The 15010-nt window shown below is 67.1% G+C and carries 14 protein-coding genes; 7 read left to right on the forward strand and 7 right to left on the reverse strand.

Features of this window, described 5'->3' with window-relative positions; genetic code table 11:
* Positions 1–14: 14 nt before the first annotated feature.
* Both NC4_RS36530 and ilvA read right to left on the reverse strand, forming a co-directional pair.
* A complete protein-coding gene (locus NC4_RS36530) occupies positions 15–2021 on the reverse strand; it encodes a heavy metal translocating P-type ATPase (protein WP_067548427.1) in 2007 nt (668 codons plus the stop codon).
* 111 nt (positions 2022–2132) lie between these two features.
* Entirely contained in the window at positions 2133–3347 is a 1215-nt protein-coding gene (gene ilvA / locus NC4_RS36535; protein WP_157555444.1) for a threonine ammonia-lyase, read from the reverse strand.
* Positions 3348–3443: 96 nt separating this feature from the next.
* On the opposite strand from ilvA, the gene NC4_RS36540 reads away from it, so the two are divergent.
* The 7 genes from NC4_RS36540 (at position 3444) to NC4_RS36570 (ending at position 9235) form a co-directional block, all read left to right on the forward strand.
* On the forward strand, positions 3444–3935 hold the full coding sequence (locus NC4_RS36540; RefSeq protein ID WP_084530129.1) for a pyridoxamine 5'-phosphate oxidase family protein: 492 nt from the start codon (positions 3444–3446) through the stop codon (positions 3933–3935).
* Positions 3932–4369 (forward strand): hypothetical protein, encoded by a 438-nt coding sequence (locus NC4_RS36545; protein WP_067548432.1) that lies wholly within the window; start codon positions 3932–3934, stop codon positions 4367–4369. The genes NC4_RS36540 and NC4_RS36545 overlap by 4 nt, the downstream gene beginning before the upstream one ends.
* Before the next feature lie 147 nt (positions 4370–4516).
* Positions 4517–5083: a hypothetical protein gene (locus tag NC4_RS36550; protein WP_067548435.1), complete on the forward strand. Its 567-nt coding sequence runs from the start codon at positions 4517–4519 to the stop codon at positions 5081–5083.
* Between the two features lie 65 nt (positions 5084–5148).
* Positions 5149–5871, forward strand: coding sequence for a GntR family transcriptional regulator (locus tag NC4_RS36555; protein WP_067548438.1), 723 nt, complete (start codon positions 5149–5151; stop codon positions 5869–5871).
* Positions 5872–5955: 84 nt separating this feature from the next.
* The gene (locus NC4_RS36560) at positions 5956–7455 is read left to right on the forward strand and encodes an NCS1 family nucleobase:cation symporter-1 (RefSeq protein ID WP_067548441.1); all 1500 of its coding nucleotides are present in this window, start codon (positions 5956–5958) and stop codon (positions 7453–7455) included.
* 76 nt (positions 7456–7531) lie between these two features.
* Positions 7532–7990: an RrF2 family transcriptional regulator gene (locus tag NC4_RS36565; RefSeq protein ID WP_067548445.1), complete on the forward strand. Its 459-nt coding sequence runs from the start codon at positions 7532–7534 to the stop codon at positions 7988–7990.
* Positions 7991–7999: 9 nt separating this feature from the next.
* The gene (locus tag NC4_RS36570) at positions 8000–9235 is read left to right on the forward strand and encodes a globin domain-containing protein (protein ID WP_067548448.1); all 1236 of its coding nucleotides are present in this window, start codon (positions 8000–8002) and stop codon (positions 9233–9235) included.
* A 120-nt stretch (positions 9236–9355) separates the two neighbouring features.
* Here the strand turns inward: NC4_RS36570 and NC4_RS36575 are convergent, their stop codons facing one another.
* From NC4_RS36575 to NC4_RS36595, 5 genes are all read right to left on the reverse strand, one after another.
* A complete protein-coding gene (locus NC4_RS36575) occupies positions 9356–9802 on the reverse strand; it encodes a barstar family protein (RefSeq protein ID WP_157555445.1) in 447 nt (148 codons plus the stop codon).
* Positions 9803–9998: 196 nt separating this feature from the next.
* Positions 9999–10604 (reverse strand): isopentenyl-diphosphate Delta-isomerase, encoded by a 606-nt coding sequence (idi, locus tag NC4_RS36580; protein WP_245722177.1) that lies wholly within the window; start codon positions 10602–10604, stop codon positions 9999–10001.
* Positions 10601–11479 (reverse strand): geranyl diphosphate 2-C-methyltransferase, encoded by an 879-nt coding sequence (locus NC4_RS36585; protein WP_067548452.1) that lies wholly within the window; start codon positions 11477–11479, stop codon positions 10601–10603. Before NC4_RS36585 ends, idi begins: the two co-directional genes overlap by 4 nt.
* Positions 11480–11497: 18 nt before the next feature.
* Entirely contained in the window at positions 11498–13303 is a 1806-nt protein-coding gene (locus NC4_RS36590) for a family 2 encapsulin nanocompartment cargo protein terpene cyclase (RefSeq protein ID WP_245722178.1), read from the reverse strand.
* A gap of 12 nt (positions 13304–13315) precedes the next feature.
* The gene (locus NC4_RS36595; RefSeq protein WP_067548456.1) at positions 13316–14725 is read right to left on the reverse strand and encodes a family 2B encapsulin nanocompartment shell protein; all 1410 of its coding nucleotides are present in this window, start codon (positions 14723–14725) and stop codon (positions 13316–13318) included.
* Positions 14726–15010: the final 285 nt, after the last annotated feature.

Here is a 15010-nt window from a genome sequence, read left to right on the forward strand (position 1 = left end):
AGGCCGGGCGGTGCTCAGGCCGGGCGGGATTCGTGTTCGATGCCCGCGTGTTCGGCGCCGCGCCGGAAGCGCAGCAGGCGCAGTGCATTCGCGACCACGAGCAGGGTGGAGCCCTCGTGCACGAAGACCGCCGGGCCGATGGGCAGGCCCATCAGGGTGGCGGGGACCAGCGCCGCGACAATGAGCAAGGCCACGACGAGGTTCTGGCGGATGATGGCGGCGGTGCGGCGGCTCAGGGCCACCGCGAACGGCAGGCGGCCGATATCGTCGGTCATGAGGGCGACGTCGGCGGTTTCCAGGGCGACGGCTGATCCGCTGGCGCCCATGGCGATTCCGACCGAGGAGTTGACCATGGCGGGTGCGTCGTTGACGCCGTCGCCGACCATGGCTGTGCCGCCGTGCGCGCGCAGGCGGCCGATCATATCGACCTTGTCCTCGGGGAGCAGGCCGCCGTGGGCCGCGTCCAGGCCGAGCCCGTCGGCCACGGCGTCGGCGACGCGCTGGTTGTCGCTGGAGATAACGACCATATCGGTAATGCCCAGGGCGCTAAGCTTTTCGATGACGGGTCCGGCCTCGGCGCGCGGTGTGTCCATGACGCCGACGACGCCGAGATACACCCCGGCCCGGCGGACGATCATGGTGGTGCGACCGGCGTCGTGCAGCCGGTCCACGGCCTCGGCGATCGCGGAGGGCACGCCGTCCGGATCGAGTTCGGCGAACATGGTGAGGTTGCCGATCTCGGTGGCGCGGCCGTCGACCAGGGCGGTGACACCGCGCCCGGTGACCGAATTGACCTGTGTGGCGGCGGATTCCACGCCGACGGGCGTTTCGGGGGAGAGGTCGCGGGTGATGGCGGCCGCCAGCGGATGGTCGCTGAAGGATTCGACGGCGACCAGGGTGGTGATCAGCTCGTCCCGCAGCTCCGGCCGGGCCGGAACGACATCGGTGACGCGCGGCTGCCCCCAGGTGAGAGTCCCGGTCTTGTCGAAGGCGATGGACCGGATCCGGCCCAGTGACTCCAGCGGCCCGCCGCCCTTGGCCAGCACGCCCGCCTGGGCCGCGCGGGCGACCCCGGCCAGCACGGCGCTGGGGGTGGCGATGGCCAGTGCGCACGGGCTGGCCGCCACCAGCACGACCATGGCGCGATAGAAGCTGTCCGCAAAGGGTTCCGAGAGCGCGAGGACGCCGAAGGCGATGACGCCCAGCACGCCCACCAGGACGGCGGGCACATAGACGAGCTGGAAGCGGTCGATGAAACGCTGGGTGGGCGACTTCTGGGTATCGGCGTCGCGGACCATGGCGATGACCCGGGCCAGGGTGGAGTCGGCCGCCCGGCTGGTGACCAGGACTTCGAGGACTCCGGACCCGTTGAGCGTGCCCGCGAACACCCGATTCGCTTCCGGCAGCGTCGCTTTCGAGTTCAGCAGGGCGCGCGGGTCGACGGCGGGCTGTTTCTCCACCGGCATGCTCTCGCCGGTGACCGAGGATTCGTCGATGGCGCTGACCCCGGTGACCACGATCCCGTCCGCGCTCAGTCGCGAATTCGGCAGCACCACAACGGTATTGCCGATCTCGAGAGCGTCGATGTCCACCTCGTCGACCCGCTCGGGACCGCGCCGCACCAGCGCGGTGCGCGGTGCGAGCTCGGCCAGCGCCGCAATGGACCGCTGGGCGCGGCTCATGGCGTACTCCTCGAGCGCGTGACCGAGGCTGAACAGGAACAGCAGCACCGAACCCTCAGCCCACTTGCCGACCGCGGCCGCACCGGCGGCGGCGACCAGCATGAGGAAGTCCACCTCGAAGCGGCCCCGGCGCACGGTCGCGACGGCGGTGCGGACGGTGAAGAAGCCACCCAGCAGATAGGTGGCGGCGAACAGTGCGGTGGCCACCCAGGACGGGGCGTCGAGGAGATACCGCGCCGCCATACCGCCCGCATAGGTGATGCCGGAGCCGATGGCGAAGAGCATTTCCAGGCGCGCGCCGAAGGAGCCGTGGCCCGATTCGTTCACTGCTGTGGTCATGCTCCGACCATAGCATCAACACATGCGAATGTATACATGCAATTGAGAAGGCGGCTCCGACCGGCGCGGGGCCGCTCGGCGCGCCGGGATCAACCGGCGCGCCCGGGTGGGTCAGTCCTCGACGCGGACCACGTATCCGACATCGGCGAGGGCGGTCAGCACCTCGTCGCGGTGGACCGGGCCGCGGGTTTCCAGGGTCAGCAGCACCTCGACCTCGTCGATGGCCAGCCACGCCCCGGTCCGGGAATGGACGACATCGAGGACGCTCGCGCCGGTGCGGCCGAGTTCGGCGAGCAATCGGCTCAGGCTGCCGGGGCGATCGGAAATGGTGATGCGGGCCGCCATGTACCGACCCGCGGCGCTGAGGCCGTGGCCGATGACCCGGGTCAGCAGCAGCGGATCGATATTGCCGCCGGACAGAATGGCGCAGACCGGTCCGCGCAGCTCCAATTCCTCGGGGAGGCAAGACATCAGGGCCGCGACGCCCGCCGCGCCTGCGGGTTCGACAATGAGCTTGGTGCGTTCCATGCACAGCAGCAAGGCGCGCGAGAGCGCGTCCTCGTCGACGGTGACAATGGTTGGCGCGGTCTCCACGATGTGGTCGAAGGGCACCTCGCCGGGCAGGCCGACCGCGATACCGTCGGCCATGGTGGCCATCTGCTCCAGCCGGACCGGTTTACCGGCGGCGAGGGAGGCGGGCCAGGCGGCCGCGTCGGCGGCCTGTACGCCGATGACGCGCACCTGCGGGGCCAGGATCGCCAAGGTCGCCGCCACCCCGGCCAGTAGTCCGCCGCCCCCGGTCGGCGCGATCACGGTGCCCACCTCGGGCAACTGCTCCAGGATTTCCAGCGCCACCGTCGCCTGCCCGGCCACGATATCGGGATGATCGAACGGGTGCACCAGCGTCGCCCCGGTGTGTGCCGCGAAATCCCTTGCCTTGGTGAGAGATTCGTCGATGGTGTCGCCGACCTGATGCACGGTCGCGCCATAGGCCTTGGTGGCCACCAGTTTCGGCAGCGCCGCGCCGACCGGCATGAAGACCGTGGATTCGATGCCGAGCGAGGTCGCCGCCCAGGCCACGCCCTGGGCGTGATTGCCCGCGCTGGCCGCCACCACGCCGCGCAGGCGTTCGGCCTCGGGCAGATTGGCAATCCGGTTGTAGGCCCCGCGGGGCTTGAACGAGCCGGTTCGCTGCAAATTCTCGCACTTGAGCCAGACCTCGTGGCCGGTACGTTCGGCGAGTACTCGGGACGCTACGACAGGGGTACGTCGAATGACCGGTGCCAGCAGGGTCGCTGCCGCCTCGATCCGCGCGATCAGATCCATGCGGGCCATGCTGCCAGGTGGTAACCCGCCTGTCGCGCGCGGTGGGCGCACCGCCCGGTCGGTTGCGCCGGGCGGCAGACGGCGCGATGGTGAAGCGTGACCAAATCACCCGCATTGCCCGCGGAGGTGACCGCCGTCCTGGACCGGTTCTTCACCGCGGAACTGTCCACCCACGCCCGTGATCGCACGCCGGTGACCGTCCCGGTCGCGCCGCTGTGGCTGCCCGAGCGCGGGGATATCCTGGTGAGCACCGGAATCGGCGTGCCGCACAAGGCCTTCCACGCCCGGCGCAATCCGAAGGTGGCGCTGCTGTACTCCAATCCCACCGCCAGCGGACTGGCCGATCCGCCCGTCGTGCTGGTCCAGGGTGATGCGCGGGTCTCCGAGATCATTACCTGGGACGACGAATTGGAGCGTCAGTGGGCAAAGGTGTGGACCGCCCAGCCCAAGGGCGTCGGCTCGGATCCGATCACCAAACGGCTGTTCTGGTGGTACTACATGCGCCTCAAGATTCATGTCACGCCCATCCGGGTGCGCTGGTGGCCCGGCCGCGATATGACCGCCGACCCTCGGGAGGTGATCCTGTGACGACCCTGTCCGAAGAACTGCTCACGGCCCTGGGCCGCTTCAGCGACGGCGTGGTGCTCAGCGCCGACGATCCGGCCGGGTATCCGGTGGACCTGCGGTGCCGCCCGCGGCTCGAGGGCGACGCCCTGGTGATCGACCGGCCCGCATGGTTCGACGCCGTCGACGGACCCGCCGCGCTGCTGGCGCATTTCCATGACGACCAGGGCTGGAACATGAAATCGGTGCTCGCCCGGGGGACCATCGAAACCGGGGACGGCACAATCGTTTTCACCCCGGCCACGGTGGACGACAATGCCGGTTCGCCCGCCCAGCTCATTCGCATGATCCGGACCAGCAGTCGCACCGCCACGGCCTATCTGCGCCGCCGCAATCTGCCGCGGCCGTCGATTCCCTGGGAAACCATCAAACAAGCCAGGGCGGCCACCAAACGCTGACTCCGGATACGGCGTGGCGAGCCGGGAGGCGGGGGCGGCGCGGTTTAGGGTCTGGACAAATCAGGCGAATCGACCCATCCACGTGCTTCACCTCGACCACCTCGGAGGCGAGCTGTGCCGGAGGCAGTGCGCGTCAAAGCAGAGGCAGTGCGCGTCAAAGCTGTGAAAGCGCTGGTAGCGCTGGGGGTTTGCCTGGCGTGTGGTGCGGCGCTGGGTATCCCGGTGGCCGCGGCCGAGGAGCCGGAGCGGCCGGACAGCGGGTCCTCGGAACAGGCGGAGGAGCCGCCGTCGAGCTGGTGCGGGGGCGGGGACTTCCGGTGGACCGCCGTCGACGGGGCCATCGGCATGAGTCCCCGGGTGCTGACCTTCCTCTCCGTCGGCAAGCTCTGGGACTGCGTCGGATGGCCGGGAATCACCGGCGGCACCTTCACCGGCGTGCACATTGCGGCCTCGGACTGCATGCACCCGGCCGACGGTCCGATCACCGTCGATATCACCTGGTCGAACGGGGAGTTCAGCCGACTGTGGGGGCCGTGGCCGGTGGGCATGTCGCAACCCACGGTCGGGCCGTTGCAGGTCGTGTCCGGCCTCGGGGAAGGCACCTGGGCCAAGGTCGTGGCCGAATACGAGATGATGACGCCGGAGATGGTGATGGGCTGTTTCGGCCCCGGAATCACCACCGGCGTGGGCAAGGTGAGCGCGTCCATGCGGTGAAAGGTGTTTCCTGGTTGTGACACGGCCGACCGAGAAACCGAACACTCGGCCCCTACCGTGGCGCTATGCCCGTACGCAGACGCTCCGCCTTACTGGCCACCCTGGTGGTCGATCAACCGGGCCGGCCGCAGATCATCCTGGGTGAACTGCGGCGGGTCATACTCGACGGCGCCGCGCCGCCGGGGACGGTGATACCGCTGCGCGAGATCGCCGAACTGTTCGGCGTCAGCCATATCCCGGTGCGCGACGCGCTCAAGACGCTGGTGGGGGAGGGTCTCGTCACCCACGAACAGCGCGCCGGATACGCCGTCGCCCAGCTGACCGCCGCCGAGCTGCGCGAAATGTACATTGTGCGGCAGACCCTGGAGGAGGCCGCCCTCGCCACGGCCGCCCGCCAGGCCACCGCCGCCGACCGGTCCGCGCTCATCGAGGCCAACGATCTGCTCGAACACGCCATTCGCGATGCCGATCCGGTTGCCTACCAACGGCATTCGCGCACCTTCCACCTCGCGCTGACCCGGCCGTCGCGGCTGTTCCGGCTGGTGCACATGCTCGAATCCGCCTGGAATGTAACCGAACCCGTGCAATCCATGGTGCACGTGTCCCAGGCCGATCGGGAACGGCTGCACGGCGATCACAATCTCATGCTGGACGCCTTCCTGGATCGTGACGTGGACCGGCTGCTGTCCATCGCGCGACGGCATCATGTGCGACTCGAACAGGTCATCGCCACCTTGCCGGAGCAGGACGGCCTGCTGGCGGCGCCGGATATATCGATAGCGCAATGACCGGGCAATGGCGGTGCAATGCCGGGGCAACGGCCTGTTCCTACCGTGAGCCGATCCACCCTCGGACCTCGGATCGGATGCGCAATGACCGATATCGTCACGCCCGCGACAGCGGCGCCGCCTGACTCAGAGTACGACCCGCTTCTCACCAATGCGGATCTGGCCCCGCTACGCGAACAGCGTTGGGGCACATACAATATATTCGCCTTCTGGATGTCGGATGTGCACAGCGTCGGCGGATATGTCACCGCGGGCAGCCTGTTCGCGCTCGGACTGGCCGGGTGGCAGGTGCTGGCGGCCCTGCTCATCGGCATCACCATCGTGTACTTCCTGTGCAATCTCGTCGCCGCGCCCAGTCAGCGGGCGGGGGTGCCGTATCCGGTCATGTGCCGCAGCGCCTTCGGGGTGATCGGCGCGAATGTTCCGGCCATTATTTGCGGACTGATCGCGGTGGCCTGGTACGGGATTCAGACCTATCTCGCCTCGTCGGCGCTGATCGTGGTGGCCGTCAAGCTGTTTCCGGGGCTCGCGCCCTATGCGGTCACGGCGGACTACGGCTTCCTCGGGCTGTCGCTGCTGGGCTGGTGCGCCTATCTGGTGCTGTGGGTGGTGCAGGCCGCGGTGTTCTGGCGCGGGATGGAATCGATTCGCAAGTTCATCGACTTCTGCGGTCCCGCGGTGTATGTCGTCATGTTCGCGCTGTGCGGGTATCTGATCTGGAAAGCCGGTTGGGGCGCCATCGATTTCGAGCTGGGCGCGGTGACATTGACCGGCTGGGAATCGATTCCGGTCATGCTGGGGGCGATCGCGCTGGTGGTGTCCTACTTCTGTGGGCCCATGCTCAATTTCGGCGACTTCTCCCGCTACAGCAAGTCCATGGCGGCGGTGCGGCGCGGCAATCTGCTCGGGCTGCCGGTCAACTTCCTCGCCTTCTCGCTGCTGGTGGTGATCACCGCCTCGCTCACGGTGCCGGTGTACGGCGAACTCATTACCGATCCGGTGGAGACGGTGGCCCGCATCGACTCCACCTTCGCGATCGTGTTGGGGGCGTTGACCTTCACCATCGCCACCATCGGCATCAATATCGTGGCCAACTTCATCTCCCCGGCCTTCGACTTCTCCCATGTCGGCCCGCAGCGGATCAGCTGGCGCATGGGCGGGATGATCGCGGCGGTCGGATCGGTGCTCATCACGCCGTGGAATCTGTACAACAATCCGGAGGTCATCCACTACACCCTCGAAGTGCTGGGCGCCTTCATCGGGCCGCTGTTCGGCGTGCTCATCGCCGACTACTACCTGGTGCGCAATCGCACCATCGTGGTGGACGATCTGTTCACCATGTCGGAGAGCGGAAGCTACTGGTACCGCAAGGGCGTGAATCCGGTGGCGGTCATCGCCACGGCCGTGGGCGCGGCCTTCGCGGTGTTCCCGGTACTGGCCAAGGATCTGCCCGGGATGTACACCGCCGCGCAGTACAGCTGGTTCATCGGCTGTGGGCTGGCACTGGTCGTCTACTACGGTTTAGCTGGTGATTTGCGGAAGCGGCTGTCCGGTGATTCTGTAAATGTGACGGAGGCTACATAATCCGCATGCGAATGCGTATTTGAAAGCACAGGCTCTAAATAAGCGTTTCTCAGTCGGAATAAGTACCGTGGGAGTCATGCAGCTCTCACGGTTCACCGATCTCGGACTGCGTGCGCTCATGCGGCTGGCCGTCAGCAGCGGCGCCGAGGAGCGCGTCACCGCCAAACTCATTGCACGACAGGTCAATGCCTCCGAGAACTATGTGGCCAAGGCGGTCTCCAAGCTCGCCGATCTCGGCTACGTGGCCTCGCAGCGCGGTCGCACCGGCGGCATCTTCCTCACCGACGCCGGTCGCACCACCACCATCGGCACCATCGTCCGCAAACTCGAAGGCGATAGCGAAGTCATCGAATGCGTTGGCGACAATCCGTGCCCATTGGCGGGTGCCTGCCGTTTGCGGGGCATTCTCGCCACCGCGCAGGATGCGTTCTATTCCGAACTCGATCGCTACATCCTGGCCGATCTGGTGACCCCCCGAACCATCGAGCTGCTGCATATGCCGGCCTTCCCGGCGGCCACCTTGGTCAACGATTAGGAGATAGCAATGACGCTCGCACAGGATGCCGCCCTCGACACCATTCCGGAGCTGGAGCCCGAGCACGCCGCGGTGATCGGCGCGACCCTGCCCCTCGTCGCCGCGCACATCGACCGGATCACCCCGCTCTTCTATCAGAAGATGTTCGCGGCCCATCCGGACCTCCTGCGCGACCGCTTCAATCGCGGCAACCAGGCCCAGGGCGCCCAGCAGCGCGCCCTCGCGGCGTCCATCGCTGTCTTCGCCGCGCACCTCATCGATCCGGCGCTGCCGCATCCCCGGGAACTGTTGTCCCGCATCGGCCACAAGCACGCCTCGCTGGGGGTCACCGCCGCGGAATACCGCATCGTGCACGAGCATCTGTTCGCCGCAATCGTGGAGGTGCTCGGCGCGGACACGGTCACCCCCGACATCGCCGCCGCCTGGGACCGCGTCTACTGGCTCATGGCCACCACACTCATCGATTTCGAGGCGGGCCTGTACGAGCAGGCCGGTGTCGCCGCGGGCGATGTCTTCCGCGACGCCATGGTCGTGCAGCGGATCGACGACCCCTCGGGCGTCGCCGTCTTCGTCGTCGAATCTATGGACCCGGCCACCCCGCTACCGGAAGGACTTCCCGGCCAATACATCTCGGTCGGCGCCGACCTCCCCGACGGTGCCCGCCAGCTCCGCCAATACAGCCTGATCGACCGCGCCCGCCCCGATCGCCTGGCCTTCGCCGTGCGCCGGGTGCCCGCCGAAGCGGGCAGCCCCGAAGGCGAAGTCTCCTCCTGGCTGCACGACACCATCGACACCGGCGACCGCCTCCAGATCACCCTCCCCTTCGGCGATCTCACCATCGACACCACCGCCACCACACCCCTGGTCCTCATTTCCGCGGGCATCGGCATCACCCCCATGGCGAGCATCCTCGAATACCTGTCCGCCGAAACCTCGCCCCGCCGAACGGTTTTCCTGCACGCCGACCGCTCCGCCGCCGACCATCCCCTCCGCGACCGGGTCACCGCCCTGTGCGCCGCCCTGCCCGACTCCTACTTCCGCTGGTGGTACCGCGACGACGACCACGGCTACCTCGACCTCGCCGAAGTAGACCTGCCCGCCGACGCCGACTATTACCTCTGCGGCGGCCCCGGCTTCCTGCAATCCGCCCGCTCCCAACTGCTGGCCGCCGGAATCCCCTGCGACCGCGTGCATTTCGAACTCTTCGTGCCCAACGACTGGCTGCTCGACGAGGGCCGCTCCTGACGGAGCTCCCGGCCCTTGACCCGCAGCCGCCTACCCCGACCTCGGCGGTACGATCCTGGACCTGAACCAAGCCCACGCCCTCGGCAACGAAATCTTCGCGAACCAACTCGCCGCCAATCCCTAACCAGCCGTTGGCGGATCGAACCAGTTCGGAGCCCACATTCCGATGCGCCGCAGTTCCAGGCCAGGTTTGTCCGACTGCACCAAGCAGAGCAGCCGCCCGCCGAGTAGTGCTGCCGACCAGGCTCGTTCGGCGACAACCTCGAGCAGCGTGTGGGCGTCGTCTCGCTGGGCGGTGGCGAAGACGTCGAAGCTGGTCAGGACCAAGACGAAGCCCGTCGATCGAGCCCGGACATCGACCAGGGCCTCGTCGAAAGCTTCACCCAGGCAGTGCCATTGGTCGTGGCAGATATATCCCAGAGCCGAACCCAGGTCGCGAAACATGTGCGGCGTGATCAACCATGAGGCGTCGACGGTCAGCACCGTATAGCCGTGCCGACGTAGCCATTCGACGGTCGAGTCCAGCCGGGTGCGGCTGTGGGTCAGCCGAACCGGGGAGCGGAGCATCAGTTGATAATCCAAACGCCCGGAATCGGTCGCGCGATCGAAAGCCGCCACGGCAGCCAGCATGTCACCATTCGGTCGCCCCGGCCATGGGACTGAACTCTGAAACATCATCGACCGGGAACTGGTGGCGGTGGCTACTAGCGAAATGCCGCCACCAGTTCCTTGTGATCACACGTCCAGCAAAGAAGACGGTCGATCAGCGGGGTGAGCCGTTGGTCCCGTTGGTCGCGGAACTCGACCGGTGGGCGGTGATGGTGGCGAGGACGCCGCTCAGCCAGGGGGTGTAGCGGTCGGGGGCGGTGTCGATCTCGGCGGGGAGGGTTTCCGGGTGCACCCACGAGATGGTTTCCACCTCATCGGGGTTCGGGTGGGGCGTGGCGTCGGCGAGGTGGCCGATGAGGACGTGGTCGAATTCGAATTCGACGCGGCCGGTGCTCGGGTCCGAAGCCTGGTAGGTGAAGGCGCCGATTTCGGTGAGGTCGGCGGCCAGGCCGAGTTCCTCGTGGAGGCGAATGGCCGCGGCGTCGACCACGGATTGGCCGGGGGCCGGGTGGCCGCAGCAGGTGTTGGTCCACAGGAGGGGGAAGCGGGTCTTGACTCCGGCTCGCTGTTGCAGGAGGACCTGGCCGTCGGGGTTGAAGAGGAGGACCGAGAAGGCTCGGTGGAGGCGGCCGGGGGCCGTGTGGGCCGCCGCTACCGAGAGGGATCCGGCGGCGTGGCCCTGCTCGTCCACGAGCTCGACGAGCAGGGTTTCACGGTCGATCGCCGGGGTGGCGTCGGATGCGGTGGGGGGGCCGGTCACCTACCCACCTTATCGGCGGTGATCATGAGGTATTGGAAGCTGCCCTCCTTGTACGAGGTCAGGAAGGGTTTTTCCACGCCGGTGGCCAGTTCGGAGTGGGTGCGCAGCTCCCAGTAGGGGATGGTGTCGGGCGTCAGATCGCGGACGGCGACGGGGACCAGGTTATTGGCGGCCAGAGCCTTGAAGTACTCACTGCGGGGGTGGATATTGCAGCCGTAGTGGGCGTCGATCCAGCTCACGGAGGCCGAGCGAGCGCCGAAGACGTCGTTCGAGCAGCCGGTGATGCAGACGTAGCGGCCGCCGGGTTCGAGCAGACGGGAGAACTCGGCGAAGAGTTCGAAAAGGTCCACGTACATGGTGGTTTCATTGGTCCAGATGCCGCGCTTGGAACCCGAGTCGAAACCGGTGTCGAGCATATTCTTGAAGTGGAACCGGACCTTCTCCGAGACGCCGCGTTCCCGGGCTTGATCATTGGCGAAGCCGACCTGGTATTCGGAGATGGTGACGCCGTCCACCCGGCAGCCGAATCGCTGATTGGCCATGAAGCTGGTGCCGCCGCGCCCGGAACCGCCGTCCATGAGCTGATCGCCGGGGCGCACATCGCCGAGCTGGTCGAGCAGCGCGTCGGCCTGTGCGGTCTCCAGTCGGTGCAATTCCTTGACCAGCCGCTCCTGCCGGGTGTCCTCCGGCCCTTCCAGCACCGACAGATCGGGTGCGCCGATGCCGTAGTGATGGTGGTAGAGCCCGTCCACCTCACCGAGCTTGGTGTTGACACGATCATCGTTGGGATTGTTGTTCCAGTACGCGGCAACCGATTTCTGATATTCGGTGCGCAGGACACCATCGGGTTCGGTCTGAGGCTCGAGCACGGTCATGGCGGTAAATCCTCTCGATTAGTCGTTGTATCGGCGGCTGTCGGCATGCCAGGCGCGATTGCCGCCCATCCATGCCCACAACCTGCCCAGGAAACGGCGCAATTCAGGTGATCCGGTGGCGGCGAGCGCGCCCGCTTCGGCTTCGAAGCGATGCACCAGTTCGTCGTGCACCTCGGCGGTCCGCTCCACCGCTTCCCGCCGTGAGCACTGCTCCTCCGCCGCCAGCACGGTCGGCAGATTGAACTCGCGGCCATTGGAAAGGTCTTCGCGTGCCATGGAATACAGGTCGTTCACCATCTGACTGGCCAGCGCGGCCGTGGTCACCACCCGCCGCACCCGCGGATCGGTGTACTCCGGGGCGGGCAGCTCATACCCGCCCACCGCGTCCAGGGGAGCCATGCACGGCAGGAAACTGTGCGGCTGCCGATTGAGCAGGTACTCCCACACCGGCGGCATCCGCCCCGCGGCCCGCCATCCGGCCTCCGCGCCGAGCGCGATGAACCAGCCCGCGATCTCGGTCCGCAAACGCGCCACCTGGGTGGGCGAGGCGAACTGCGACAGATGCTGGAAGGAGGTCCGGAAGGCCCGCAGAATCGGATCGTTCTGCATGGCCTCCTCCACCTGCACCTGGTACCGCACCGGAAGATGCACGGGATCCATTGCCGCCGCAGCCAATTCCAGCCGTGGACCCAGCTCGGCCTCGGCAGTGGACTTGGATCCGTCCGGCGCGATATCGCTGGCGTCCTCCTCGCAGTAGTAGTCGTCCACCGACCACTCGGTAACCGCGCACTTGGCGACCGCCAGCAGCTGATCCGCATCGTCGCTGTCCGGATGCGCCAGCATGATCAACCGACCGAAGTCGGCCTTGCGCAGATCATCCAGCCGCCCTTCGTACAGCCCGATCTCTTCGGCCCAGGCGATGATCCCCTCGTTCACCGCCTCCGCCAGCACCGGATCGTCCCGCACCGGTGGCGGACAGTACAGCGGCGGAATGGCCTGCCCCGCCGCCCTCCGCCGTCGCATCGACGCGGTCCCGATACCAGTGGGCCCCGGTGAGATCCGACGCTCCGGGGACTCTCGAACGGGGTCAGCGGCCAATGCGGTCGGCACCGCTTGCGCTACCGCGGCAGCCGCCTCCACGGCCTCCTCGGGATCCGTTGCGAGAGCCGCGATATCGGCGGCACTCGCCGCCTCCGGCGTAGCTGTGATCGAGGACGGAACACCTACCGCGCGAGTGCCGCCCACCGCAGGAGCCTCGGCCGCCGGAGGTGCGGGCGGCGCGGCGCGACCCGCCCCCAGGCTCGGTTCCACCGCACCGGGGGCCACTGGGCGGAGTCCGCGCAGCAACGCCGTCGGAGCTGCGAAACCGCTGGGGGCCGCCACGATTCGCGAAGGCGGACCGGCCGTTTCCGCACCGACGGCCGGTGGTGCGGCCGTACGGGACGACTCGGGTCGGGTTGGCGGACCCTGGGTCGCGGCACCCGACCCGTTGGTGCGAGGACCGGACGGTCGCGGGGCGTCGTTCGCCGCGACCACGGGCGTGGCGGCCCGCGCGGCAGCGGCGATGTCTGCGGGTGAGGGCAGGTTGACCAGCAGGCTGGCGGCGCCCAGCCCGCTGGGCCCGATGAGCCGCTTGGGTGTGTGCACTTCGGCGGCGTCGGATTCGCCGAGGCGCGGATCATCCAGTGGCGCTGGGGCTTCCACACTCTCCGGGAGGGTGAGAGCGACCGGCACGGTGGGGTCGAAATTCTTCAGTAGCTCCGCGACGGCCGCCGCCACCTCGTGGGTGGCGGGCGGCGCGGCGGCGCGAGAGAGCACCGACATGGTGTGCTCCGATCAGTCGGACTGCCGGGCGACCAGCACATTGTCGAGAATGCCGAGCGCATCGGGGACCAGGACGGCAGCGGAGTAGTAGCAGCTGACCAGGTAGGAGATGATCGACTGATCGTCGATGCCCTTGAAGCGGACGTTGAGGCTGGGCTCGTACTCGTCCGGAATGCCGATCTGGTGCAGGCCGATGACGCCCTGATCCTTCTCGCCGGTGCGCATGGCGAGAATGGAGGTGGTCTGGGTGTCGCTGACCGGGATCTTGCCGCACGGGAAGATCGGCACGCCGCGCCAGGCGTGCACGCGGTGGCCGTCGATCTCGACCGGGTCCGGGTAGAGGCCGCGCTTGTTGCATTCCCGGCCGAAGGCGGCAATGGCCTTGGGGTGGGCCAGGAACAGTTTGGTGCTGCGCCGCATGGACAGCAGTTCGTCCATATCGTCCGGGGTGGGCGCGCCGGATTCGGAGTAGATGCGCTGTTTGAGATCGCAGTTGTGCAGCAGCCCGAAGTCCGGATTGTTCACCAGGTCGAATTCGCGCCGCTCGTACATGGCCTCGATGGTCAGCCGCAGCTGCTGTTCGATCTGATCCATCGGATCGTTGAACAGATCGGCGACGCGGGTGTGCACGCGCAGTACCGACTGCGCCAGGCCGAGCTCGTATTCGCGGGGTCGCTCGTCGTAGTCGACGAAGGTGCCGTCGAGCATGGGTTCGCCGGAGTGGCCCGAGGAGACCACGATTTCGGCTTCACCGTATTTGTTCTGCGGCCGGGTGGGCGCGCCCGCGACGGCTTCCAGATGCTGTTGCAGGGCCGGTATGTTCTCGGTCACCTCGTCGAGGGTTTGCCGACTGAGCACCAGCATGGTCACGGGCGTGACGGCCTTGACGGTGACCGGCCAGAAACCGGATGCCTCGGTCAGCATTTCGTCGCCGAAGTAATCGCCCCCGGCCAGCATGCCGAGTTTGGTGGTCTCACCGTATTCGCCGGTGCCGATCTTCGACAGTTTGCCGTGCACGATCAGCATGACCTGATCCATGGGGTTGCCGAATTCGGCGACCACCGTGCCCGGCGCCAGATCGCGCTGTTCGAAACGCTGGGCGAGGGCCGACAGCGCCTCTTCGTCCTCGAATCCGCGCAATTCGGGCAGTTCTTGCAATTCCAGCGGAATGACCCGGGCGTGCGGGCCGTCGATGATGAATTCCACCTCGCCATTGCCGACGGTATGGGTGAGTCGGCGGTTGACTCGGTAGATACCGCCCTTCACCTGTATCCACGGCAGGCTGCGGGTCAGCCAGCGGGAGCTGATGCCCTGCATCTGGGGTTCGGATTTGGTGGTGTGCGCCAGCTGGTGAGCGGCCGTGGTGCTGAGGGTTTTCCGTTGGCCGTTTGTAGTTGTCTGGGTGGGCAATTCGATGGTCATGCTGCGGTCCTCACCTCGAAGGGTCACCGCACAGCGAAAGCGGTGGAGTCCACGTCGATACAGCAGGCCGGATTTGGCCTGCGAAAACTGATGATTTGAGTGAAAGAACAAGCGCGACAGTGCGTTCCAGCGATACCGATGGTAGGTCGCAACGTTGTGAATCGCAGCGAAACCGCATAAACAGAATGACTGGCGCACCAGTGTTGCGATGGCCGGAGGTTCGCCGTCCTGGCAGCGCTTCCCGCCATTTTCGAAACCGTTCGGTATGACACGCACGTGGACCGG

Origin of the sequence: Nocardia crassostreae (assembly GCF_001613405.1) — a bacterium.
GTDB lineage: Bacteria > Actinomycetota > Actinomycetes > Mycobacteriales > Mycobacteriaceae > Nocardia > Nocardia crassostreae.